Source organism: Enterovibrio makurazakiensis (genome assembly GCF_050336585.1).
GTDB lineage: Bacteria > Pseudomonadota > Gammaproteobacteria > Enterobacterales > Vibrionaceae > Enterovibrio > Enterovibrio gelatinilyticus.
The window spans coordinates 127,178-152,552 of the sequence record NZ_JAKJSE010000011.1 but is presented as its reverse complement, the minus strand read 5'-3'; the positions used below and the strand labels follow the sequence as shown (position 1 = coordinate 152,552).

The following is a 25,375-nucleotide window of genomic DNA, read 5'->3' as shown; positions in this document are numbered from 1 at the left end:
CCCTAGTCAAAAAGCGGGGATGCTTCCCCGCCATTTGAATTAGCCTGGAATATTGGCAACCATCCGTAAGGAGGTTGTCAATTCTTCCATTTGTAGCCAAGGGCGAAGATAAGCGACAGCAGAGTAAGCACCAGGCTTACCGGCTTGTTCCTGAACGGTCACTTTTGCTTCAACCAAAGGATGACGAGCTTTCGCTTCGTTGCCGATAGCATTTGGGTTCACATATTGGTGAATCCAAGTATTTAGCTCTTTCTCAACATCGGTGGCTTCAAGGTGTGAACCAATCTTGTCGCGGCCCATTACTTTCAAGAAGTGTGCGATACGGCTACTTGCCATGGTGTAAGGCAAACGAGCTGAAATAGCGGCGTTAGCGGTAGCTTCAGGGTCGGTATACGTCTTCGGCTTGTGTGCTGTTTGCGCACCCATAAACACGCCATAGTTGGTGTTTTTGTAGTGAACCAACGGCAAGAAGCCTAAGTCGCTAAGCTCTTTTTCGCGCTCATCCGTTAGGTTAACTTCGGTAGGACATTGCTGCAGGAGATCGCCAGCATCGTTCTTGAAGGTAAAGTTTGGAAGGTTTTCCACTTTACCACCGTTGTCATTGCCGCGAATGGCAGTACACCAGCCAAACTGACGATAGGCATTGGTCAGGTTTAGACCGTAATCGTAAGCTGCATTGCTCCACACAAAATCGTCTTCTGACTCTGGTACGGCTGAGCCGTCAGCGCCTTTTGCCAATTCTTCAAAAGCAAAAGATTTCACTGGGATGGTGCCTTCACCGTATGGCAGACGTGCAAGCGTTTTCGGTAGCGTTAACGCCACATAACGGCTGTCGTCACTTGCGCGGAACGCATTCCAGCTCGCGTAAGCTGGAGAGTCGAAACCGGCAGCAACGGGCTTGCCTTCTTGGAAAGTCTGGAACGAGTCGAAATCAAACATGCTCGCGTTTGCTGCTGCTACGAAAGGAGCGTGAGAAGCAGAAGCGACTTCACCCATGTAGCGCAGTAACGCCACATCTTCGTCGCCATAACCAAACTCATAATCACCAATCAGTGCACCATAAGGTTGACCACCCGCGGTACCAAACTCTTCTTGATAGATCATGGTGAAGAAACGGCTGCGATCGATCGCTGGCGCATCTTCAAATTGCTCGAGCAATTCTTGTTTGGTGTAGTCAGCCAGTTTGATTTTCAGATCTGGACCCAAATCGCTGTTCTTCACCAGTTTCTGCAGGCCAAGCCATGTACCTTCAAGCTTTTGAAAATCTTTCTCTTTCATCACAGCTTGTAGCTGCTCAGAAATCTTCTCATCAATGGCGACAATGGCTTTTTCGATGGTCAACGTGAGGTTTTTGTCCCAAGTGACTGTGCCATCAAGCACTTGTGAAGTGAGGTTAGAAAGTAACTCTTTGGTTGTATCTGGCGGTGTTTGCGTCGTTGCAGTAATCGCGCGTTCTAGAAAACTCGCTTGGCCTTCGGCCGCTTCTGCACCTGCTTGATTTGCTTGTTGTTCAGTCGACATTACTCATCTCCTTCCTTCTTCACGCCAAGCTCATCAGCCAACCCTTGGATTGCATCTGTGCTTTGCAGAACTTCTTTCAGAAGGCGCTCAAGATCACGAGAGCGGTCTGCTTTGCTCAGCAGGTCTTTTAGCTGGTTACGCGTTTCAACCAATTGTCTCAGTGGATCAATTTGATCAACCAAGCTCTCAGGGTGAAAGTCGCGCATTGATTGGAAGCTAAGGTTAACTTCGAACTGGCTATCGTCGTCAGCCAATTTGTTGTCAACTTTATAGCTGAGTTGCGGGTGAACCTGAGTCATCACTGAATCGAAGTTGTCTTTATCGACGCCAGTAAATTCACGCTCTTCCAAGTCCGTTTTATCAGAGTCAGGTTTGTGACCAGAGAAATCACCAATGACACCGACCACGAAAGGCAGCTCTTTGGTCTCTACAGCCCCATTTGTTTCCACATCATAAGTAATACTGACTCGGTTCTTACTTACACGTTTATGTTGTGCATTCAGTGCCATAACACAATTCCATTTTTAATTTTACGTCACTAAGAAAAAGCGCTGACCACAAAGGCAGCGCCTATCGATTACTTAGCACCTGACAGCAATTTACCTTGAGGTACGTTGTAGGTGACGATGCCGCCATCTTTCAGCTCGCCATCTTCAAGTTCATAGTTATGCTTTTGTGAAATCTCAATGTAAGAAAGGGCGACTTTCTCCATTGGTTGAGAGCCATCAGTGCCTTCAACGTTGTAAGACACAAGACGCGCATTGGAGAGTTTAATTTGGAAGTAAACCACTGCACCTTGACCACCAGACTCTGGCTTGGTGAATGCGATTTCGACCATCTTTCCTTCTTTACCTGGGTTAAACAGGAAAGACAGCAGATCTTCAGACGCACCATCAGCTTGCTTGGTAAAGTTCACTTCCGTGATTGCCACCATGCCTGAGTCGGCGTTGTTAGCATTACCGATATCCATAGCAACGTTGCGTACGCCACCCCATTTGTACGAACTGATCGCAAACCAGCCAGTACCTTCCAGCCCTTCAATCGTTGCTCCGCCTTTCACATCCACGCCATCAATGCGCATAAAAATACTAGCCATAGTTTTCCCTATTTATTTGTGAACAAATCTATCCCTACCAACGTAAACCCGTTGAACCCGATGAGGATTTACTAGAGCTTTCTTTCGGTGTTTCCTTCTGATCAGTGCTATGCGAAGCATTTTCCTGAACGGAATTTTGCATCGGCGCAGAAGAAGGACGAGAGGTCGTTGCTGACGTCATCTCAGGCAACACCACTCTCTCCTCGTTATCTAAGCCAATAAGATTAAAAATTTTGTCCTGATCGTTTTCTCTGCCCACCAGCAGTTCAGACATGAGTTCTGGCAACGGCATGTAGCCCCAACGAATGGCTTTTTCTAATAGAAAAGAAACGGGGCTGTGAGGTTCACTGACACGAAAATACTCCGCCAACTCACGCAGTTGGACGAACGCTTGATCTCGGTTCATGTTGTTCATTTTCGCTGCCTCTGAGAAGCTTGCGGTTTCAGACACCGAGACACTGACTTGAGATACCGATTGCTGGCTGACTGATTGGCTATCATTGACGCCAGCCTGTATCTCCATCGATTGGGCATTGTCTTGGCTAGAGGAATCTTGGCTATTGGAAGGTTCAGAATGTTCTTGTGTAGGCGTCAGCCCAGTGAGATAGGTGATTGCACTCTGAACTTTGGAAATGAGAGATAAGGCGAAGGTAAAGTTCACACCTTTAACCAGCATCGGCTGAGTATGTTTATTGACACACTCAGACACTGACACAAACAGTTTGGATAGCTGCGCAAGGTTATCGGTGCGAGCTTGCACAAGGCTCTTTTGTGATGCGAGTGCTTGTGTCGCTTGCTGGCGTAACTGAGCTGCCCCGCCTTTATTCTCTGCACTTTGATACTGAAAGAAAGTGATGTCGCCAACCAGTGGCAACATGAGAAGCGGCGCGTAGAGAAGACTGCTGTCTTCACTGTCCCCACATATCTGGAAAAACGCTTTTACCTTGGCTTCAAACTGCTCTTTTTGGGCTTCATCACCCTCACCTTTCAACTTGTCTTGAGGTAAAACGGGATTGAGAGACTCCCATTCATTCTCGACAAGTTCATTTAGCCAAGCGATGAGGTTTGACGCTCCATCAACGCTATTATCCACTATGAGCTGAACAGCAAGCATCCATCCGATCAGCTCTATATCCCGACTTTCTGTTTCAAACGTTCTCTTTAAGCTCGCACCCAATTGCTTCCATGCCTGCAGGTTATCTTCCTGCAGGTTGTCCAGTTCGGCTTCATCTGGGTTTTGTGCCAGTTTTCTCAGTGCGGTTTGAGCGACATTAAATTCATTTCTTAGCGGCCTGAACGTTGCTCGGTCAGTCTTCAGATATTTGCCACATGGCAATTCGCTCGAAATAGGGCTTGAAAGTGATCGTTTTACGTCTTCCGTGAATATCATACCTATGCAGTTTCCCTGTATTGCTGCGACATCCTTTCACAGCAAAGTCATTTTGCTAAAGCCACGAATCGAATTAGAAACTTGTAAACACCCACAAATGAAAGGGTTACATTCCAGCGTGATGTGCTTCTAGGTGTTTAACTTGCTTGTTAACTGAGTACATCTCAAATCAACGTAAAACGCTTCTTAACAAACAAAATTATGTTGATTTTTGTATTATAAAATGGAATTTAGTCCAAAATTTGAAACATATGAAACGATAAGGTTACAATATATTGATGCATTAGTCACATATAGGGTCTTTGATTTTCGTAAATCCCTCAATTCAACCCGCAAAGCATTTCGCTGTACAAAATTCTGCTCATACTATGACTTCCACAATCCTTTGGGATTTACAGTGAGTAGCGTTGTGATTTATTGATATGAAACCCAAACGTAGATTCAGCATAGGGTTAGCTAGATACTCGACACTAATTATTGATAACATACAGATTAAAAAGGATATTTCTGCATGATTACGATTCAAGAAACAGGCAGGTTGTCTAAACCTTTGGACGAAGCAAGAAAAATTCTGATCGTCCCTCAAGGCTATGCAGGATTTTGCTTTGAACCAAACAAATTCCCAGACCAAGCCAAAACCGTACTCACCACAACAGGTGTGGGCCCCTGTCATTGCTTGATCATTGTGGAAGATTACTCAGACAGTGTTGTTTTATGCCACCTTGACGAGAGTTTCACAAACAACGCATTCGCACACACCACCCGCCTTTTAGAAATCTTGAGAGATGGCTGTGGCGTAAGTAGCCCTAAATACAGTCTCTCAATAGCGACCAGCAGCCCAATAAGAGACACGGTGTTACGTGGTAGAGAAGTCATTCGGGCTGCCAATGCATTTTGTGGTAACGATAGAATGGAAGCACCTCTCGTACACACCGTCTGTGGGCAAACCGACCATGCTTTTACAGTCGGAGATCCAACGACAACGCACCATATCGGCGATATAGACCAGAGTAAGCACTTTGACAGAAGTGATGGCGTGCTGGGTTGGTCTACGTGGCAGAGGATTGGTGGTATGAGCCCAGGTTTAACCGGACGAAGAATTCGATACCTTCTAAATCCTGATATTACGCCAACGCGTTATATCAAGCCGGTTTAGTGCTTTTCCAAAAGAAGAGAGTAGTAGCAAATAAGCTTCTTCATGACGTGCAGAGCTACTCGATAATCGGTTATTCGATAATCGATAATCGATAATCGATAATCGATAATCGATTCATGTAACCATCACGTTTAACGAAAAAGGAGGCATTTAGCCTCCTTTTCTATTATCTGTCGCCTATTGTTTGTCGCCTATTGGCTTTATCAGAATGACAGGGCTTGCTCGCCTTCCCAAACGATTCGACGGTATCTATCAGGATTGGTATCGCCTTCTGTGCTAAACAGCAGGACAACAGAATCTTCGTCTAAGCCCAACGCTTGTGCATGTTCCTTGCTGTCTTCTTGCATCAGCAGGTACAGCAGACCCATACAGATAGCGCCTGATTCACCACTGGTAACAGGCTCATCGCCAACCAAAGGGTTACCCAGAATACGCATGCCTGTCGCTGCAACGTTATCTTCTACCGACACGAAGCTATGGCTGCAGTCACGCAGGATTGGCCAAGTCACAGGGTTTGGCTCACCACAAGCAAGACCCGCCATGATTGAACTTAAAGAGCCCGTCACGTTGACCATTTCACCTTTGTCGCCAGAACGGAAGATGCAGTCTGCCGCCGAAGGTTCTGCAATAATCGCTTTGAACGTATCCGCACCCAATTTGTCAGCAAGGTAGCCCAATACACCACCAGCCATCGCGCCGACGCCAGCCTGCAATAGGACGTGCGTGGGTTTTTCTTGTGCTTGCTCAACGGCTTCATCAGCCATTGTCATGTAGCCTTGAGAAATCCATGTTGGGATCTTCTCATATCCTTCCCATGCGGTATCTTGTACTAGCATCCAGCCATTGTCTTCCGCGGTTTGGTTCGCCAAACGCACGGTATCGTCGTAATTAACTTCCGTGACAATACATTCCGCACCCAAGCCACGAATGCGATCGACACTTGCCTGTGGCGAGCCTTTCGGCATGTAAACCACTGCTTTTTGACCCATTTCACGCGCAGCCCATGCCACACCTGTACCGTGGTTACCTGCTGTTGCTGTCGTGAACGTCAGTGGTTTTTCCAATTTGGATGCCACAGTTTTCAAGTCAATTTCGCTGATATCAACATTCAGATGTTCAGCCAATTGGCGGCCCAATGCATACGAACCTCCCAACACTTTGAATGCGTTTAAGCCAAAGCGTTTAGATTCATCTTTTACCAAAATGGTTTTCACACCAAGGCGCTTAGCCAGTTCAGGCAATGACACCAAAGGCGTTGGCGCGTAACCTTCAATCTGTTGATGGAAAGCGCGTACTTCCTTGGCAACATTATCAGAGAAAATCGGGCTAGTTTGACCGGTAAAGTGCTTATTTTTCGATACTTTCAACATGGCGGATACTTCATGACAAGAGTGAGGCGTAGTGGGACACGCTAAGTGCCCCACTGCAAGACAGGTGCTTAAGGATTAACGTTTGATAAACGCAATCGCTTCCACTTCAACCAGAGCGTCTTTTGGTAAACGAGCCGCTTGAACGCAAGAGCGTGCAGGTGCCATTTCAGTACCAAACACTTCAGTGTAAACCTCGTTGAATGCCACGAAGTTTTCCATGTCAGATAGGAAACAGGTTGTTTTCAATACCGTGTCGATTGACGCACCAGACTCTTCCAAAATCGCTTTAAGGTTCTCCAGTGACTGACGCGCTTGCTCTTTAATACCACCTTCCACGAATGCCATGGTTTGTGGATCCAATGGCAATTGACCAGAGGTAAAGATCAGATCTTGGAAACCCATTGCTTGAGAGTATGGACCAATAGCAGCAGGAGCAGAATCAGTGTGGATTTTGGTTTTAGTTGTCATTTTTCAATCTCTTACTTAAATGTTTACGACTTGAACTCGCGCAGATATTTGTAAATTGCATGGCGAGTAATACCTAGCCTTTCTGAAACAATTGCTGTGGCTTCTTTGAGTTCAAAAATGCCGTTTTCAAACAACAGTTTAGTAATGGCTTTATTCTTTCCTTTAAGGTTGATTGAGGCATCAGCTTCCACTTCCACAATGGCGTGGTTTAGCGCCTGATCGATCACTTCATTCGCGCTTGCACTGAAATTTTCACTGACGGACATGGCAGAGTGAGCCATGTCTGGCATCAGGGTTTTAATAATTTCAGGGAACGGAAAAGACAAATTCATGTTGATACAGAACATGCCAATCGGTCGGCCTTCTTCTCCTTCAAGGATGCATGTCGTCGACTTAAGTAACGCGCCATCTTTACTTTCAGTAAAGTAGCTATTCGGCGTCACATTCCCAGTTTTTTCGAACGCTCTTAACATTCGAAGCCCCAGATCTGTGATTGGTGAACCCACGTCTCGCCCAGTGTGATGACCATTCACTATCTTCACCACTGATTTCTCAAGGCTTTCAAAAGAGTGAATAACCACTTCACAGTGAGGCCCGATGAAGTCAGCGATTGTGTCCGCTAGCCGAAAATAGGCCTGCAGCATATCGCGATCTTTAGGCGTAAATTTGGTCGAGAATTCACTGATACTTTCCATGGGCACCGTCGTCTATTTGGTTAACATAAGTTGACTACATTGTCATATGAAGGTGAAAACCATTCAACCTTTAAAATTAAGTTTCGGTAACTATAGAACGCCTAATTTGCCTCTTAATCAACTTAATTTCACATCAAAGTTTAAATATGTTGACTAAAATCACTATTCCGAACAAACAAACACGATTTGAGTGCACTTTAGTTAACGGTGAGCTTGAGGTCACATTATTTAACTCAATTATTCGTAAACTTGCTCGCCATAACGTTACCGAAAGTGAACGATAAACGAATTACAGTTCACTGCGAGTAACTTCAAACGATGAGTAGAGAAGGAAAGTGTAATGATTGATTATCTGGCCCGTGGTTTTGAAGTGGCTGAGTTTGAGGCGCGTACTGCCCATGCTCAACAGATGATGCGTGACATGAAGCTCGATGCAATGATTCTAACGACCGAGCCAAACGTTCGCTATTTCACAGGGTTCTTTACCCAGTTCTGGCACAGCCCTACCCGCCCTTGGTTCCTTGTGATCCCAGCTGAAGGCAAGCCAACCGCCATCATTCCTGAGATCGGTTCAAGCGGCATGGCGGGTACGTGGATTGATAACATCATTACTTGGCCTTCTCCACGCCCTGAAGACGACGGCATTAGCCTAGTTGCGGCTTATCTGAACTCTCTTCCCGCGCGTTTTGGCCGTATCGGCGCTACGCTGGGCATTGAATCTCACCTTCGTATGCCAGTGAACAACTACCTACAACTCACCACCATGGTGAATAAGGAATTTGTTGATGTTTCACTGCAAATGCATGAAATCCGTCAAGTTAAGTCAGCAGCAGAAATCGCCAAGGTAAAAGAAATCTGCCGCATTACTAATGTGGGTTTTGCAAAAGTGCCTGAATACGCCAAAGCGGGCATGTCTGAGCGTGAGATTTGTAAGCAGTTCCGTATCGATATGCTGTTAGAAGGAGCCGATGAATGTCCTTACATCATTGCGGGTTCTGGCCCTGACGGTTATGACAGCATCATCATGGGCCCAACCGACAGAGTCATCGAAGACGGCGACGTGCTGATCATCGACACGGGTGCAAAACGTGATGGTTACTTCTCTGATTTCGACCGTAACTGGGCATTCGGCAGTGCAAGTGAGCAAACCAAAGCTGCTTACCGCGCAGTTTACGATTCCACCTCAGCTGGCTTTGAAGCCGCACGTCCTGGCGCAACCACGTCAGACATTTACAACGCGATGTGGAAAGTGTTGGAAGCCAACGGTGCATTAGGTAACGACGTTGGTCGCCTTGGTCACGGTCTAGGAATGGAACTGACTGAGCGTCCATCAAACACCGCTACCGATAACACCGTACTAAAACCGGGCATGGTCATGACGCTAGAACCAGGCATGGTTTACGCTCCTGGCAAATCAATGGTGCACGAAGAGAACATTGTGATCACTGAGAACGGTGCTGAGTGGCTTAGCGAGCGCGCAGAACCTGAGCTAATCATCATTAAATAACAAAGAATTACCTCTAATAATATCAATAAGTGGGCCGACTTATTCGGCCCCATGACAGATTGAGTACCCTATGAAAACCCTAGATGAATTTAAGCAGTTTGAAATTCCTCTGACGTACCAACCCGCTCCTCGTATTAACCGCACCCACATTGGTCTGGTTCAATTAAGCACAGATCACTCGCTAGAAATGGATTGGGCAAAACTACTTGGCACCCAAGCGGCAGTATTCAGCAGCCGTGTTTATTACTCCAGTGAGATGACACCGGAAGCACTAGATAACATTGCAAACGGCATTGGTGAAGCGTCAGATCTGATCGCTTACGGCTTGCCAATGGATGTCATGGCGTTTGGTTGCACCTCCGCCACCATTATCATTGGTGAAGAACGTGTGGGTCAGTTGCTAACCCAAAACCGTGGAAATATTCCAACCACCAACCCTTGGACTGCTGCAAAAGCTGCTTTCAAACGTCTAGGCGCTAAAAAAATCGCTGTGTTCTCTCCATACCCGACCGATGTGAACTTCCCGCTTTACCAGCAATTGACGGAAGCAGGTTTCGACGTGGTAAGACTGGGCTCCCTTGGCATTGAACGTGATACGGACATCACAACAGTTTCCCGCGAATCGATGCTAGAAGCGCTTGAAAATATGCTGCCAGATTGCGATGCCGATTTGGTCTTCATGTCTTGCACCAACTTGCGCGTGCTCGACCACATCAAAGAGATCGAAGATCGCTTCGGGATCCCTGTGGTATGCAGCAATTCCGCTATGTTCTGGCACGCCATGCACTTATCAGGAAACATCGCTTCCTGCCCAGGCTTTGGCCGCTTACTGAATCTGGATGAATCTCCATACCCAACCTTTGAACAAAGCAAAGATGGTGAAGGAGAAGGCATAGAAGCCGCGATGTAACACGCGCTTTACCAGAAAAAGTTTAGCTCTACCGGTTACCGAGCGTTCCCTATTACCTCTGACAGTCAGGCAAATTACTGCCTGTGGGAACGCTCGTCTCAAATTTATTGTTTTTGAAGGAATAAGACTATGAACCGTACAGCAATGGGTTGGGCAGCAGCAATTTTCGTCGGCTTACTTTGGGGTATTCCTTGGATTGTTGGCACGCCAATTTTGGAAGTCATGGATCCTCAAGTCTTGGTATGGGCACGTTACACCGTCGCCTTTATGACGCTGGCAATTATTCTTAAAGTCGGCACCGCCACCGGCAAAGTGGAAAAGAAATGTGAATTCAAACTGAACTGGGCAAACCGTCACGACATTATCTGGACAGCTGCATGTGGCATCATCGGTCAAGGCGCTTTTAGTTTCTTCTCCTTCCTATCTCTTGATTACATTACCGCATCTGAAAACGGTGTGATTCAAGGCTTGATCCCAATCCTAATTCTTACTGTGGGCTTCGTTCGCCATGGCGCTCGCTTCAATACATTACAAATGGTGTCTGCACTGGGTGCGTTCGTCGGCGTCGCGATTCTCGTTATGGACCCAAGCTCTGAAACCAATGGTTTCAACATCGGTCACTTGATCTGCTTCGCGAGTGCAGCAAGCTTTGCCACCATGGCTTACGCTCGCGCTGAGTTGGCACAAAAGTACGGCTCAGTCGCGACCATGTTCCACCAGTTCGTCTTTGCTTCTCTCGGCTTTGGTATGTACCTCGTATTTACAGGTGCCGATTTGAGCTCTGCACTGGGTATTTTCAGCTCCCCATTGCGTATTGCTTGTATCACTATTTTGGGTGTAGGTATCTCAGGCATCAGCTACCTCGTTTACATCTACGCCATGGAGCGAGTAGGTGTTGATGGTACTGGCATGGCACTGAACCTAATGCCGCTGTCTTCCTTTATCCTCGCAGTATTTGCGCTGGGTGAAGCGGTGACACCAATGCGACTGCTAGCAATTATGGTGGTTATTGGCTCCATGATGATGTTCATGAAAGTCGGTAACAAAAAGCCTGACGTTGAAGCTGAAACTCGCAACACCAAACTCAAAGTACAAAAAGCATAAGTTAACTACGTGGCGCTGCTCACTCACGCAGCGCCCCAATTTTCATGAGGAACACCATGACCATTAAACAACTCGTTACTGAATGGCGTCATCACATTCACAAGCATCCTGAATTTGGCTTTGAAGAAGTGCTGACATCAGAAATGGTCGCAAACAAGCTCGAAGAGTTTGGTTTGGAAGTACACAGAAACATCGGTAAAACAGGTGTTGTTGGCATCTTAAAATGTGGAAACAGTGACCGCTCTATCGGTCTTCGTGCTGATATGGATGCACTTCACATTGAAGAAAAGAACACCTTCTCACATTGCTCAGTACACAAAGGTGTTATGCACGCTTGCGGTCATGATGGTCACACAGCCATGTTGCTTGGTGCGGCGCATCAACTGGCTCAAACCAAAGATTTTGACGGTACCGTTTATTTTATTTTCCAACCCGGCGAAGAGCACGGCGTGGGTGCAAAAGCCATGATTGCCGACGGCTTATTTACCCGTTGGAACATTGATGCGGTATACGCCATGCACAACCTGCCAGGAATTCCTGCAGGACATTTTGCGACTCGCCCTCACTCGTTAATGGCGAGCGAAAGTAGTTTTGAAATCGAAGTGATCGCAACGGGTGGTCATGCCGCCATGCCGCACATGGGAACCGACCCAATCGTTGTTGGTGCCCAGATCGTAACGGCAATGCAGACCATCGTATCGCGCAATCTCAGTGCGATTGATGAAACTGCCGTTATCTCCGTGACCGAATTCAAAACCAACGGCACAGTAAACGTTATTCCTTCACGCGTAACCATTAAGGGCGATACCCGAAGCTTTACTGATCAGGCTCTGCATAAAATTGAAAAAGCCATCGAGCGAATTGTGGCGGGTCAATGTATGTCTGCGGGTGTGGAATACGAGTATCACTTCAACAACAGCTTCCTCTCGACTATCAATAGCGCGGAAGAAACCGAGCACGCCGTACGTGCAGCAATCAAAGTGGCGGGTGAAGATAAAGTCAACGGCGCGTGTCAGCCGTTTACCATCAGCGAAGATTTTTCGTTCATGCTTCGTGAGCGTCCAGGCTGCTACATCCTGGTTGGCAATGGTGTGGGTGAATGCGGTGGAACAGCACTACACAACCCCCACTACGATTTCAACGATGAGATTCTGATGTCAGGCGTTCAGTTCTGGCAGACACTGGTTGAAGACCAGTTATCCAAATAACCATAACAGAAACACCCTACGACCTTGCGCCCCCTACGGGCGCTTTTTTTTCACGTTTCCAATACACCCAAACAACCTGAAGAAACAGGATTCAGCGAGGTTTACTGACGCGAGAAACTAGGCTTTTCGCCTCTCGTCCATTGCCAGTTTTCTATAGGCTCTCGGGCTATATCGAAACTGCTGCTTGAAACACTTCGAAAAATAGTTGCTGTCGGAAAAACCGCTACGCTCCGCAATACATTGAATAGTATGGTCGTTGTCGCTATCTAATAGTTTTATCGCATAGCTAAGCTGAACCTGCTTTAAATACTGGTTTGGCGATGAATCCATAAATTGTCGAAACAACCTTTCTAACTGACGCTTACTGATAAATGCTGCTTTGGCGATAGTATCGGTATTGACCTCGGCATCATTGAAGTTCTGTTCAATAAACACAAGGGCTCGGCTCAACGCAATCGTGGTCGGTGGCAAATCACTGCTGCTATCTTGATAAATCCTTGCCAGCCTAATCACCAATTGTTGCATCAAACCCGTCAACACAACCTCAAATGCGGATTGAGATGATTCATATTCCATTCTGATGTCATGCAGCAAGTGGGTGAACGCAAGTAACTGTTGCTTACTCAGTGACAGTTTCGGTTTATATTCCGTCGTTTGTCTGGCAATCGGTTCTATCTTGAACATTGCCTGATACCCAGACAACTGACGCATTGACGGTAGCTCAAAGAATGGCGTTTTCGCGTCAAACATAAGGTTAACGATTTCGAGCTTCTTCACGTCCCTAAAGCCATGCTCAATATCGCCATTGATCACAAACACGTCCCCTTTGCTGATCGCGTACTCGTGCCCCGCTACCGTATGCTTCCCACTCCCACTCATCACAAAAAACAACTCAGCAAAATCATGCTTGTGTGAGGCAAAATCGCAATGATGATGCCCGTCTAGATAAGCAAATTTCAGGTGGCTATGCTTTTGATGTGCTCTAAGTTGGTATACGACACTCATGTCGCTAGATTCCTTATTCTGGTCGCCATATTGGTAGTTTCACGCACGTCGCGAGTATACTATTTCTTTTCAATAACGTGAATTTTCAACATGTTTTCAACGACATTATCCAGCTGATTGTCAGAGTACCTATGACGATAGCAAGACTAGAACGGTTGTGTGATTGTATATGAACAAACAAGAAATCAATGATGCACAAAGAAACCTCGTCTCGGTAAGCCGACAAGCTGCTGCTGAAGGCGTCGTACTCTTAAAAAACACTGACTCGGTTTTACCCTTGAAAGAAAAGGATGTGGTGTCCTTGTTTGGGCGTTGCCAAATTGACACCTATCGAAGTGGCACGGGGTCAGGGGGTGCGGTGAATGTTCCCTATGCCATCAGCGTTCTAGAAGGATTTAGAGCCAACAGCGCGATCACCATCAATGAAGATTTGATTGCCGTGTATCAAGACTGGATAGCCGATCACCCGTTCGATGACGGTGGTGGCGCTTGGGCAGCCGAGCCTTGGTTCCAACAAGAAATGCCTTTGTCAGATGAACTTGTCGCCAGTGCTTCGGCCTGCTCGAACAAAGCAATGGTGTTTATCGGACGAACCGCAGGCGAAGATCAAGACAACGCCGATGAACAAGGCAGCTACCGTTTAACGGATCGTGAAATCGACATGATCACCAAAGTGGCGCATCACTTTTCGGACGTTATCGTGGTCATGAATGTATCGAACATCATGGACATGTCGTGGTTAAACACGCTGGAAGACAAACAATCGCTCAAAGCCGTGCTTTATAGCTGGGCTGCGGGAATGGAAGGCGGTCATGCGCTTGCTGATATCGTCTCTGGTCAACAGTCCCCAAGTGGTCGTTTAACCGACACCATTGCACATCAGCTCTCTGACTACCCATCATCCGCCAATTTCGGACGTAAAGACCGTAACCTTTACGTTGAAGACATCTATGTTGGCTACCGATATTTTGAAACCTTCCAACCCGATTCTGTTCAATTTGAGTTTGGCGCGGGTTTATCCTATACCGCGTTTACTCGTGAGCTCGTAGACTTCTCGATTCAAGGCGAAGGCGCAAAGGCGTTGCTAACTTTTGACATCAAAGTGAGTAACATTGGTAGCGATTACGCCAGCAAAGAAGTGGTGCAGCTATATGTTGAAGCGCCACAAGGTCAATTAGGCAAGCCCGCAAAAGTGCTAATCGGTTTCGCCAAGACAAAGGTCATTGAGCCAAGCGACAGTGATTCTGTGAGAATCTCCGTGCCTGCAAGCATGCTGGCTTCGTATGATGATAGTGGCGCAACTGGGTATCGTAACAGCTATGTACTTGAATCTGGCACCTACCGATTTTTCTTAGGAGACAGCATTCGCCACGCAAACCATATCGCCGCTGACTACCACGTTAATGCGCTAGTCGTGGTTGAATCGTTAAGCGAAGCGTGTGCACCGGTTGACTCATTTGACCGCATCAAACCCGCCGACAAAAAACCAAGTGGCATTTACGAAACTCACCTCGACACTGTGCCTGTTCGCACCATTTCTTTAGCTGAGCGTATTCATGAAAACATGCCCAAACCACTTGAGATAGTGGGCGATAAAGGCATCAAACTCATCGATGTGAAGCAAGGCAAAGCGAGCTTGAGCGAATTTGTCGCGCAAATGTCACCTGAGCAACTCGCCATGATCGTGCGTGGTGAAGGCATGTGTAGCCCTAAAGTCACGCCGGGCACAGCGTCTGCATTTGGTGGGCTATCCGATTGCTTATTTAACTTGGGAATTCCAGTGGCCTCGGCTGCAGATGGCCCTTCAGGGATCCGCATGGATAGCGGTCACAAAGCCACTCAAGTGCCTATAGGAACACTGCTTGGCTGTACATGGAATGTAGAACTCAACGAAACGTTATTTCACCTAATAGGCAAAGAGTTACGCGCAAACCAGATTGATACGCTTTTAGGCCCAGGGATCAACATTCATCGGCACCCGCTGAACGGTCGAAACTTTGAGTATTTCTCAGAGGATCCACTATTAACGGGTGTCATGGCAGCGGCGCAAACCCGAGGCCTCGCTGATGCTGGCGTCTCAGGTACCATCAAGCACTTTGCAGGAAATGACCAAGAAACTGCCCGTGTCGATGTTGATAGCGTGATGTCTGAGCGCGCACTTCGAGAAATCCATATCAAGCCTTTCGAGATCGCCGTGAAGGAAGGTAAAGCCTCCACCATTATGACCTCTTACAATCCGGTCAATGGGCACTGGGCTGCGTCTAACTACGACTTGAATACAACAATCCTCCGCAACGAATGGGGCTTCACTGGCATTGTGATGACTGATTGGTGGGCGAAAATGAACGACCCGATCAACGCAGGACAGGAAAGCAAGACGTTCACTTCTTTCATGATACGCGCTCAAAACGATCTGTATATGGTGGTAGAACACAACGGTGCAGAATCAAATATCATGGGTGACGATACCTTAGAAGCGTTAGCAAACAACACATTAACCCTCGGTGAGTTGCAACGCAGCGCGATGAACATTTGTCGTTTCATTATGTCCACGCCTGTTATGGAGCGCCCTCTCAAAGCCTATGAACCCATAAAGTCATATGTGGCTTTAGACCAAGCACCCGAAGGTTCAATTCATCGCACCGAGCAAACGTTGAGCCTACACACTAACGTGAATAAATCAGTAACACTTGAGGTAAACGAACCGGCCAGTTATCAATTCCAAGGTGTTATGCACTTTGACCGAGATTCGCTCGCGCAATCAGCATGTAGCTTATTTCTTAACGGCGAGTTTGGTATGACATTGCCAACAAATGGCACAGACGGTGAGCGCGTGACGGTTGAAGGCCTGCAAGTGAAGCTTCAACCTGGCTTCTACGTGTTAGATATTGATTTTGTTAAGCCAGGCCTAGTGCTAGAAGAGATAACGATTTCGAAGGTGTAATGGCATTTTTGGTGCGAAGCAGCGCTCTAAGTTGCCCAGCCGCAGACGTTCTGTGACTATTTATTATGTGTTTTAGCATGACATATCTACGTCAGTAAGGAATGGCTGGAACGCGAAAAATTAGCCTCACGGTTTTCATTTGTTTTATTTTCTCATGAGTGACGAGTATTCTGGGCTGTTTTTACATGATGATAAAGATCCTGCATCTCGACAGAATACTCTAGCCCTCCTAAGAGAAATTGGAGTCAGATTTTTGGTTTATGGTCTGAGTGGCTTTGATTATCTGAGCATAAATCAAAGAGCTGACTCCTTTCATATATTCTATACCTCGGTGACCACACTCCCGTCAGGTCTGATCATTCCAATGGTATAGGCTTGATCCAACATGCTGTCGTCTATGATCGCTCCACGAAGATCAGCACCCGACAGGTAGGTGTCTTTGTCCATTAGTACACCTGTTAGATTTGCGCCCTTCAAATTTGCACCCGATAGATTGGCCCCTTTCATATTGCAGAAAAGAAACGAGCCCTTTTCCAAATTGGATGATGAAAGGTTAGCCTTGGCCAGGGTGACAAATGACATGTCTACTTGCGGCGCATAGACACTCACCAATAGCGCTTTGTCTAATCGCGCTTTTGTAAAGTTCGCGCCAGCCAGCGATGACTCCGTTAGGTCAGCCTCACTCAGATTTGAATCACTCAGGTCAGCGCCATCCAATGATATTTTGATCAAACACACTTCTGCCAGATCCAGTCTGTTCATTGCGCATTTCTTTTCATTCAGGCGCTCCATCGCAATCTGTCTCGCCCGGGATGTTTTCACGCCATGCGAGCTGTCAATCGTTTTCCAACACTCAAGGATTCCGGCTTTTTCTGCATCGTTATTACCGCGAAGCATAGTCATGATTAACAGCACTAAAGAGCAGGCACTGAGTAACCTCGTCCAATTCGGAACCCCATATATGGCGGCAATCTCCAAAACCACCACAGACAGTGCCAACCACAAAATCAATAGCTTTGGCACTGGCAGAGAATAAAGCCACGCCAAAGCGCCCGTTTTTACGGGTTTCTTGGCTGTCTCGGTTGTACTTTGGTTTTGCGCTTTCGCTTTTGCCGCACCCTCTTGCATTATCTGAGCGGCGTTGCTGTAGACCTCTGACCAAGCAGCCGCATAGTCATCCGTCCATTCCTCGCCTAACTCTTCCTCAAATGTCTGAAGCAGGGTCTGACCGACTATCGAGTAGTGCGACTCCAGCACACCATAAGACAAGTGCCGCTGCCCCAACGGTCCCAGCATATTCTGCAACTTTTCCGGATCATGCAAAGCAGCAACCATTGCCGTCAACGCGGCAAGCAGTTTGTCGGCCATTTTTGTCATCGAGGTGTTCGCGAAAAGTGGCATCAGGTGTGGCGAATGCTCTGAAATCCGCTGATAGAAAAGCTCTGCGAACTTCTTTCCATCTGGCAGTTTCGCAAAGCTTTCTTCAACTAATTCAATCGTATCCATATTTAAAATTAACCTTTGAAAAAACGACCAAATAATATAAAAGTATAAACGAAAAAAAATACCCTATTCATTCTGAGCTCAACAAAGCCGAATCGGCCATGTGCAAGTATAAATTCCTATACGAATTGCATGTTTTTATTTACCAATGCCAACCAAATGTTAAGCATAGTTATTTAACCTCATCTCACCCATGACCATAATATATAATGGAATACTCATATCTTTGTCGTTTTTATATTTACCTATACCGCACAACAAACCTTTTAATGGCTTTTTTCAGATAGAAAAAGTGAAATTAAAAACTAAATTAATGAAAATGCAACATAGCCTTTTAACTAACCAGAGACAGGCATGGAGCTAACCCTCAACGAGTACAACAGCCTGATACAACACGGGGGCTTCAAACCCCCTTTGCACGCGAAGGGTTGGCTACATTTGCTGAAGGGCGAGCAGAACTTCAGCATCTGGAGTGGGGAGGGGTTACTGGCTTTGATGACGAGTCGACTTACTCTCTGACACTGGGACAAACCTCACCAAGATTCTATATCCTGAGGGTGCCTAACACGCTGCACTTTATGAATGGTTCGGAGCGCGTCGAAGTCGATGTTCCTGTTACGGTTCGCTCTGGGCACAATGGCGGTGATATTCGTGTGGTTCGAGTTGACCCCTCCATGCCGGGCTATGATGTTTCAGCAGCGTTAGTATTTCCCGCCGACAATGCCACTGAACGCCTCTTCTCACAGGGACCCGCCACAAGGGATAACCTGCGCCAGCTAAGAAATTACACCAATATTCGAAAAGCCAGATGGGTAAGGCCGGAAAACATCCGGATACTCGACGAGGGAAATTAGAACCAGAGGATTGCTGGCACTCGATTGTTGGTCATGAAGTCGACATCATGCAGCGTGTTAGACGTTAGCCTGAGTGCATGTGGATTCATCAACAGAAAAACCACAACCTATCGTCACCTTAATCAAACTGACACGTTTAACGCAGTGTTCACCTAGATGGCCAAACCCAAAAATGGACAGAAATGGCTTAGAGTTGGAGCTTTAAGCTATACGATTCGGATTAGCTGAGCTTGAGTGAAATCTAGCTTTTGCTGACTACAAAATCAGTATCTATTCATACTTCTTTCTGAGATTCAAGTCACTAGCTAAAGTCGGATTTATAAGTAGCTACGAAAAAGCACAAATTGACTATGTTAGTCAGATAAGCCTTGATAAGTTCAATCTAGAACTAATTAGAAAACTGGAAGCGCTTAAAGTTTGTGGTAAAACGATTACCCCCACTTTCAGTGTCAAGAAAGTTCTATCAGTCAAAAAAAACTCGATTACACCTTGCCGGATGCATTCTTCAAAGTAACATTTACCCTCCGATCCATTCACATGAAGAACTATTCGAAAGACAAACTCGAAAATGTCCTCAAAGCTATGGGGATGACACCAGTCTATACGCAGTTTAGTGACGAGACATTTGCTGTGAACGTGGTAAAGGACATCCACCTGAACGCTCTAGAGCTGTCACACCATCGTAGAATAGAACGCTTTCTGAAATACACTAAGCAAAGCCTCTTCATCGACACTAAGTTACCGACGTGGTTTTATGCCTCGACAGTGATAGGTTCAATGTTGACAGGTCTATCTCTGAAGAGCGAACAACTGAAGGGTGTTATTGATGTCGTAAGTCAGTATATAGTGAATTTTGTGGAGTATTTGTCCTAACGAATTTCGGGGCAAAATCGCTCTAGCAGTTAACACCAGTTTCAGCTTTCCCCAATGTCGTCATTTCTGCCCTTTCCGGTGTTCTGGCATGACGTTCAGAAAGCTCGGAAAGTAACAATTTACCGGACTAAATATTCGTCTCTATTAGTATCTTTAACCAATCCATGAAATTTAACAAACCGGCAACACATAAGACCAGTTTTATCAGAGATCTGTGTAAGGATGATTTTGTTCTTTCGAGAACAAACCATCCTGCCAAATCATGAGGGGCTAAGTATGAGTTACATTTTGGAACACGTAGCAGTACGTAATAATTTCAACTCAGCAAGAACGCCAGCCGAAGTTGCTGAGTTAAGAGAGAAATGGAGTGTCGCTCAGTCTGAGCTAAACGCGACTTTCCCTTCTGTTCCCAATTTACTTTGGCAAGAATTGGAAGGGCTTTTGATTGGTGGCTCGGATTATAACGTTAGTGAGGAAGGCGACGTTATGGTTCACGCATATCTGCTTGCGCAATCTTTCAGTATCGCCGCAATGAATATCATCAATAAGCACGTTGGAACTGTGCCAATTCATGCTAGATTAGGATGTGTCGGAGAGGGAATTGGTGTAAACATTTCTATTGAAGTTACTGGCATAGACAACCTAGATTTTGAAGCTATTGAGCAGGACTTTCATAATCATCTTGCTCACCAAAAAACTTTAGTATCTGCGACAAATTCAATCCAATAACAAAACGGCGGGACTTATTCCCGCCCTTTCCGCTCTGGCAGACCCGTACGTAAAAAGCTCGGAATATAAGTCAGGATAGGGGCGAAAAACGATAGCTTCACGCGAAAATACCACCTTAAACGCCATAAGTTAATTTAACAAAAATTGCGGGGCGTTTTTTCGTCCGCCTTCAAAACCTTTGTTATGGAGATACCCACCAAAATTGTAAGTTTTCCAACTACTTTTGAATATAAAGAAAGAAGTACGCATAGGCTAAAGGCGTCGCCAGTAGTGGAGCTGATATGACAAACCATTTTGCTGTTTTTTTGAAGTAGAATTTTATCGCCATTCTATTCAGTAGAAGCAGAGACTTACCAAGTCTACTAAAGAAGTAACCGAACCTTATAAATGTCCCAAATCCGACTAGCAGGCTTGAAACAATAAGAGCTCCCTCTATTGAAATATTGTCCGGAAAATCAACGCCACGCCCAGTTAGTAGCCAAGCGAAGGAAATCAACACCATAAGAAGCAGCAAAGCAGATCCTTCAGTCTGGGTACGAATTGACTCCACCCTCTGTTCACTTGCTTTTCTAAGATATGAATCACTGAAGCACCTACGAATCACTCTTAAGCGACTATCAAGTTTGACCAAAGGGTCAGATGTTATGAAATCATCAACAGAGCTCCGCAGCTTAAGAAGCCAGCAACAGAAAAAAGTCATCAACACTAACAAAATCAGATAGCCCATACTTTCTCCATAACGTCGTTTTAAGGGACGAAAAACGATAGCTTCGCGCAAAAATTCCACCTTAAACGCCGTAAACTAATTTAACAAAAATTGCGGGGCGTTTTTTCGTCCGCATTGAAAACCTTTGTTATACGTTTACTCTCTGAAACCGAAGATACGCAGCCCTCTATCCGTCATTTCAGTATCGAAGTGACCAACTGAGTTTAAGAGAGACAATGCTCCATCTATATCTTGATGCCAATGTTTAAAGGGCACATTTTCATACCCACTAGGCTTACCTACTTTGGGGATTTCTAGCCACTCGATTCGCTTGTAGGCGAAAGGACCTGAACCATAGTCACCCACATATTTTTCCATCAACTCATCTGATTTGGTAAACCAGCCTAGAAACTCATCATCATTATCAACAAACTTCCAATAACACTGACTCAAACTCAATTCTGGTACATCTAATACCGTAAACACTTTACGCCATTTAGAATTTGACATGAGTGACACTGAAAATCGCTTTTTAATAACCTTATCTAAGTATTCATCCATTCTTGCAGGCATGTCAAAACCTCCAAACGTATAACAATTTATTAGATCCCAAAATGGTGTTATTTCAGTATTATGCGACACCTTTGCACTTACTGTGTGTATCAACAGTGGAAAAGTAAGGTTCAGATTATAAACAGTATCGTAAATACAGGCCTATTAATGCCTTGTTAAAAGTGGGTCTATCTCAAAATGGAGCATAAACGAGCTAGATTTTAACCATTTCCAACTCCCCCACTATGCACTGTGCCCATAGCGTTAAATGAATGGGTTTCCGCTTAACGGGTACAACAGCCTGACACTCTACCCGTTTTCAACATGCCCTTTCGGGTACTTTTCCAAAGGCGTGCATAGCCATAGCGTTTCGAAGCCGCTACCAATACTAAAGAGGAGGATGATAAAGCGAGAAGTCAGTATGACGAGATACACTGACCGCGGAGGTAAGAGTTTGCCGTGAAGAAAACCCGCACAAGCATGATTCACTCGTTTGCAGACCCAGAGCATGGCATGGCATGGCATGGCGGGATTTTCAAACCCCGAGATAAAATCACCATCGCTAGAATGCAAAAAGGCCGCTGTATCTTTCGCAAGAACAGCGGCCTTTTCTAATTTGGTGGAGCCAAAAGGAAAGAATAAAAGCGGGATTTACTGTTCGCTTCACTCACGCCCTTCGGGCCGTCGCCTATTCCGACTGCGTCGGGGCAACGTTGTCTCGCTTCGCTCGGCTGAACCCTTGCTAGGGTTCTGCTCCCCTATCTKTTTCGAGGTTTAAAAATGCAAAAAGGCCGCTGAAATATCAGCGGCCTTTTCTAATTTGGCGGAGAGATAGGGATTTGAACCCTAGGTGGGCTATAAACCCACGCCGGTTTTCAAGACCGGTGCTTTAAACCACTCAGCCATCTCTCCGTGAGTGGAGCGTATAGTAATGTTCGACGTTGGGTTTGTAAACCCACTAATTATGCATTTTTGTTTGAATGGGTGTTTTTGCGCCACCATGCGCATATCGCATACAGAATGAGGTCTGCATTCAACCACCTAGTCACAAATGAACAGTTGGTTTTTTGCTGAAATGCATAAACATCTCATCATGACCAACATAATATTCTAGTCAACAAGGAAACTCACAGAAACTCAGGGGAATTGTCAATGTAGCGGCAGGTTGCATATTCATGGGACACATAGACCAATGAATAAAGTAAAAACAACGTGTTACACTAATGACTTGTTCACACTTTCGATCAAAAAAACAAACAATTTCGCCAAGATCATTGCATGGGTCACACCTCTTACTTGTTCGATTTGCAGCCAAGCTAACTGCTCCTATACTGTGGATGTTAACCGCGTGTTAATTTTTAACTTGCCGTGGTTTTACAAGGTTCTCATCATTTTTTGGCTACTTGCCTCTCTTGAACCTTGTCCATGAGTAACAACCAGTTATAACCAAAAAAGGATTGATAGGTATGGTTTCCAAAAAGTCGACATTTGGACTTGCAGTTATCTCAGCACTGCTTTTCTCCGGCACTGCTAGTGCAGAAGGTCAAAGCACTCTAGATAAAGTCAAAAAGGCAGGCGTACTAAGTTGTGGTGTCAGCACCGGTCTTCCTGGCTTTTCTAACCCAAACGCAGAAGGTCAATGGGAAGGTATTGATGTCGAGTTTTGTCAGGCTATGGCCGCGGCAGTGCTCGGTGACAAAAGCAAAGTGAAATACGTTCCTCTAACAGCGAAAGAACGTTTCACTGCACTTCAATCTGGTGAAATCGATGTACTTTCACGTAACACGACGTGGACACTACAGCGTGACGGTACTCTGGGTCTGAACTTCGTGGGCGTTAACTACTACGATGGTCAAGGCTTCATGGTGAAGAAAGACTTGGGTGTGAACAGCGCACTTGAGCTTGATGGCGCATCAGTTTGTGTTCAATCAGGTACAACGACTGAACTTAACCTTTCTGATTACTTCCGCTCGAACGCGATGTCGTTCAAGCCCGTCGTTTACGATACATATGATGCAACCGTTAAAGGCTTTGAATCTGGCCGTTGTGACACGCTAACGACTGACCAATCAGGTCTGTACGCTTCACGTATTAAGTTGGCTGATCCAAACAGCGCGGAAGTTCTGCCTGAAATCATTTCTAAAGAGCCTCTAGGCCCTGTTGTTCGTCAAGGTGATGACAACTGGTTCAACATCGCTAAGTGGACGTTGAATACCATGATCAATGGTGAAGAGTTCAACATCACTTCAGCTAACGTTGACGAAATGCTGAAATCAAAAGATCCAAACATTCGTCGTATTCTTGGTCTGGACGGTCCTAAAGGTAAAGGTCTTGGCTTGAACGATGATTGGGGTTACCAAGTTATCAAGCAAGTTGGCAACTACGATGAGAGCTTCCAACGCACTGTTGGTACAGACTCTCCGCTTAACATTCAACGTGGCGTGAACGCGCTATGGAATGACGGCGGCATCATGTACGCGCCACCTATCCGCTAATCTATTCGTTTTTACGTATAGCACTTGTGGGGCACAACTCTGTGCCCCTTATTTTAACGTGAAAGGATAGAGGTGCGGCTGTATGGCATCTAAAGAGAATTCGCTTAGCTCATCGGCTACTCGCCCTGAGAAGAAGCAAAGTCTGATATACAATCCAACGTTTCGCTCTGTGGTGTTTCAAGCCGTTGCAATTTGTGCCTTGGTGTTTTTCGTTTACAACATCGTAAACAACGCACTGACAAATCTCGATGCACGCGGTATTGCTACAGGGTTTGGCTTTATGAGCCAAGAAGCGGGTTTTGGCATTGGATTAACACTGATTGAGTACGATGAAACCTACTCATATGGTCGAACCTTTTTCGTTGGCCTATTGAACACTGCGTTGGTTTCTATACTTGGTATTGCATTGGCAACTGTCCTAGGTTTTCTCGTGGGTATCGCGAGACTTTCTAGAAACTGGTTATTGAGCCGTTTCGCCGCAATTTACATTGAGATCTTCCGAAATATCCCCCTTCTGCTTCAGATATTTTTCTGGTATTTCGCAGTACTACAAGCACTCCCGTCCCCGAGACAGAGTATCAGCATAGGTGATTCCCTCTTCTTGAACGTACGAGGCTTGTTTGTTACTCGCCCCGTGTTCGAAGATGGATCAGTATGGATGCTTATTGCTCTTATTGTGGCCGTCGTTTTCAGCTTTGGTTTAGCCCGCTTTGCGAAGAAGAAGCAAATTGCAACAGGCGAACAAACGCCAGTTTTCGCGATTTCTCTCGCTGCTATTGTCGGCTTGCCTTTACTCGCATTCTTCTTCTCTGGGATGCCAGTATCACTGGAATACCCTGAGCTTAAAGGGTTTAACTTCCGTGGTGGTATATCCATTCTCCCAGAACTCGCGGCACTAACACTTGCACTGTCTATATACACTGCATCGTTTATCGCCGAGATTGTTCGCTCTGGTATTAATGCGGTGAACCATGGTCAAACAGAAGCGGCAATGGCATTGGGCTTACCGCGAAACAAAACACTTCGTTTGGTTGTTATCCCGCAAGCCATGCGAATCATCATTCCGCCTCTGACGAGCCAATATTTGAACTTAACCAAAAACTCGTCTCTCGCAATGGCGATTGGTTACCCCGATTTGGTCTCGGTATTCGCTGGTACCACGCTGAACCAAACAGGGCAAGCCATTGAAATTATTGCAATGACAATGGGTGTATACCTAACGCTTAGTTTATTAACAGCGTTATTAATGAACATATACAACGCCAAAGTCGCGCTGGTAGAGAGGTAAC

22 protein-coding genes and 1 tRNA gene are annotated in these 25,375 nt (G+C 45.9%); 11 read left to right on the top strand and 12 right to left on the bottom strand.

All coding sequences use genetic code 11. From position 1 onward, the window contains the following. Nucleotides 1-39: 39 nt before the first annotated feature. The 4 genes from tssC to L4D06_RS09760 form a co-directional block, all read right to left on the bottom strand. Entirely contained in the window at nt 40-1,521 is a 1,482-nt protein-coding gene (gene tssC / locus L4D06_RS09775; RefSeq protein ID WP_017003022.1) for a type VI secretion system contractile sheath large subunit, read from the bottom strand. Beyond that, nucleotides 1,521-2,030, bottom strand: a complete 510-nt coding sequence (gene tssB / locus L4D06_RS09770; protein ID WP_017003023.1) for a type VI secretion system contractile sheath small subunit — start codon at nt 2,028-2,030, stop codon at nt 1,521-1,523. Before tssB ends, tssC begins: the two co-directional genes overlap by 1 nt. A gap of 68 nt (nt 2,031-2,098) precedes the next feature. Next, on the bottom strand, nt 2,099-2,617 hold the full coding sequence (locus L4D06_RS09765) for an Hcp family type VI secretion system effector (protein ID WP_429739121.1): 519 nt from the start codon (nt 2,615-2,617) through the stop codon (nt 2,099-2,101). Between the two features lie 34 nt (nt 2,618-2,651). Next, nucleotides 2,652-4,007: a type VI secretion system protein TssA gene (locus L4D06_RS09760; RefSeq protein ID WP_429739120.1), complete on the bottom strand. Its 1,356-nt coding sequence runs from the start codon at nt 4,005-4,007 to the stop codon at nt 2,652-2,654. A 511-nt stretch (nt 4,008-4,518) separates the two neighbouring features. Between L4D06_RS09760 and L4D06_RS09755 the strand changes: the two genes are divergently transcribed. Beyond that, a complete protein-coding gene (locus tag L4D06_RS09755; protein ID WP_429739118.1) occupies nt 4,519-5,163 on the top strand; it encodes a hypothetical protein in 645 nt (214 codons plus the stop codon). Nucleotides 5,164-5,366: 203 nt separating this feature from the next. On the opposite strand, the gene L4D06_RS09750 is transcribed toward L4D06_RS09755, so the two are convergent. From L4D06_RS09750 to L4D06_RS09740, 3 genes are all read right to left on the bottom strand, one after another. Next, complete coding sequence (locus L4D06_RS09750) at nt 5,367-6,533, bottom strand: diaminopropionate ammonia-lyase (protein ID WP_429739116.1); 1,167 nt, start codon at nt 6,531-6,533, stop codon at nt 5,367-5,369. A 75-nt stretch (nt 6,534-6,608) separates the two neighbouring features. Next, complete coding sequence (locus L4D06_RS09745) at nt 6,609-7,001, bottom strand: RidA family protein (protein ID WP_274165978.1); 393 nt, start codon at nt 6,999-7,001, stop codon at nt 6,609-6,611. A gap of 23 nt (nt 7,002-7,024) precedes the next feature. After that, nucleotides 7,025-7,696, bottom strand: coding sequence for a helix-turn-helix transcriptional regulator (locus tag L4D06_RS09740; protein WP_429739115.1), 672 nt, complete (start codon nt 7,694-7,696; stop codon nt 7,025-7,027). A gap of 340 nt (nt 7,697-8,036) precedes the next feature. Between L4D06_RS09740 and L4D06_RS09735 the strand changes: the two genes are divergently transcribed. The 4 genes from L4D06_RS09735 to L4D06_RS09720 all read left to right on the top strand — a co-directional run bounded on the left by L4D06_RS09735 (nt 8,037) and on the right by L4D06_RS09720 (nt 12,425). Further along, nucleotides 8,037-9,203: a M24 family metallopeptidase gene (locus tag L4D06_RS09735; protein ID WP_429739113.1), complete on the top strand. Its 1,167-nt coding sequence runs from the start codon at nt 8,037-8,039 to the stop codon at nt 9,201-9,203. Nucleotides 9,204-9,273: 70 nt separating this feature from the next. Continuing rightward, nucleotides 9,274-10,113 carry a maleate cis-trans isomerase family protein gene (locus L4D06_RS09730; protein WP_274165975.1) on the top strand — a complete coding sequence of 280 codons (840 nt, stop codon included), beginning with the start codon at nt 9,274-9,276 and terminating at the stop codon, nt 10,111-10,113. A 129-nt stretch (nt 10,114-10,242) separates the two neighbouring features. Then, nucleotides 10,243-11,217: a DMT family transporter gene (locus L4D06_RS09725; protein WP_274165974.1), complete on the top strand. Its 975-nt coding sequence runs from the start codon at nt 10,243-10,245 to the stop codon at nt 11,215-11,217. 56 nt (nt 11,218-11,273) lie between these two features. Further along, entirely contained in the window at nt 11,274-12,425 is a 1,152-nt protein-coding gene (locus L4D06_RS09720) for a M20 aminoacylase family protein (protein ID WP_274165973.1), read from the top strand. A 117-nt stretch (nt 12,426-12,542) separates the two neighbouring features. Here L4D06_RS09720 and L4D06_RS09715 read toward each other — a convergent pair whose 3' ends face one another. Further along, a complete protein-coding gene (locus L4D06_RS09715) occupies nt 12,543-13,430 on the bottom strand; it encodes a helix-turn-helix domain-containing protein (RefSeq protein ID WP_429739110.1) in 888 nt (295 codons plus the stop codon). A gap of 169 nt (nt 13,431-13,599) precedes the next feature. On the opposite strand from L4D06_RS09715, the gene L4D06_RS09710 reads away from it, so the two are divergent. After that, nucleotides 13,600-16,374 (top strand): glycoside hydrolase family 3 protein, encoded by a 2,775-nt coding sequence (locus tag L4D06_RS09710; RefSeq protein WP_429739108.1) that lies wholly within the window; start codon nt 13,600-13,602, stop codon nt 16,372-16,374. A gap of 321 nt (nt 16,375-16,695) precedes the next feature. Here the strand turns inward: L4D06_RS09710 and L4D06_RS09705 are convergent, their stop codons facing one another. Next, on the bottom strand, nt 16,696-17,880 hold the full coding sequence (locus tag L4D06_RS09705; protein ID WP_429739106.1) for a pentapeptide repeat-containing protein: 1,185 nt from the start codon (nt 17,878-17,880) through the stop codon (nt 16,696-16,698). A 425-nt stretch (nt 17,881-18,305) separates the two neighbouring features. On the opposite strand from L4D06_RS09705, the gene L4D06_RS09700 reads away from it, so the two are divergent. Together L4D06_RS09700 and L4D06_RS09695 are read left to right on the top strand one after the other, a co-directional pair. Then, nucleotides 18,306-18,731: a hypothetical protein gene (locus L4D06_RS09700; protein WP_429739104.1), complete on the top strand. Its 426-nt coding sequence runs from the start codon at nt 18,306-18,308 to the stop codon at nt 18,729-18,731. A 1,149-nt stretch (nt 18,732-19,880) separates the two neighbouring features. Further along, nucleotides 19,881-20,333 (top strand): hypothetical protein, encoded by a 453-nt coding sequence (locus L4D06_RS09695; RefSeq protein WP_429739102.1) that lies wholly within the window; start codon nt 19,881-19,883, stop codon nt 20,331-20,333. Nucleotides 20,334-20,550: 217 nt separating this feature from the next. On the opposite strand, the gene L4D06_RS09690 is transcribed toward L4D06_RS09695, so the two are convergent. Both L4D06_RS09690 and L4D06_RS09685 read right to left on the bottom strand, forming a co-directional pair. Continuing rightward, entirely contained in the window at nt 20,551-21,111 is a 561-nt protein-coding gene (locus L4D06_RS09690) for a hypothetical protein (RefSeq protein ID WP_429739100.1), read from the bottom strand. An 84-nt stretch (nt 21,112-21,195) separates the two neighbouring features. Then, complete coding sequence (locus tag L4D06_RS09685; RefSeq protein ID WP_429739098.1) at nt 21,196-21,612, bottom strand: DUF6678 family protein; 417 nt, start codon at nt 21,610-21,612, stop codon at nt 21,196-21,198. Between the two features lie 438 nt (nt 21,613-22,050). Here L4D06_RS09685 and L4D06_RS09680 point away from each other — a divergent pair, with 438 nt between their 5' ends. After that, nucleotides 22,051-22,206, top strand: coding sequence for a hypothetical protein (locus L4D06_RS09680; RefSeq protein WP_429739097.1), 156 nt, complete (start codon nt 22,051-22,053; stop codon nt 22,204-22,206). A 206-nt stretch (nt 22,207-22,412) separates the two neighbouring features. On the opposite strand, the gene L4D06_RS09675 is transcribed toward L4D06_RS09680, so the two are convergent. Next, a tRNA-Ser gene (locus L4D06_RS09675) sits at nt 22,413-22,503 on the bottom strand. A 554-nt stretch (nt 22,504-23,057) separates the two neighbouring features. On the opposite strand from L4D06_RS09675, the gene L4D06_RS09670 reads away from it, so the two are divergent. Both L4D06_RS09670 and L4D06_RS09665 read left to right on the top strand, forming a co-directional pair. Next, the gene (locus L4D06_RS09670) at nt 23,058-24,086 is read left to right on the top strand and encodes an amino acid ABC transporter substrate-binding protein (RefSeq protein WP_274165964.1); all 1,029 of its coding nucleotides are present in this window, start codon (nt 23,058-23,060) and stop codon (nt 24,084-24,086) included. A gap of 82 nt (nt 24,087-24,168) precedes the next feature. Continuing rightward, nucleotides 24,169-25,374 carry an amino acid ABC transporter permease gene (locus L4D06_RS09665; RefSeq protein WP_274165963.1) on the top strand — a complete coding sequence of 402 codons (1,206 nt, stop codon included), beginning with the start codon at nt 24,169-24,171 and terminating at the stop codon, nt 25,372-25,374. Nucleotide 25,375: the final 1 nt, after the last annotated feature.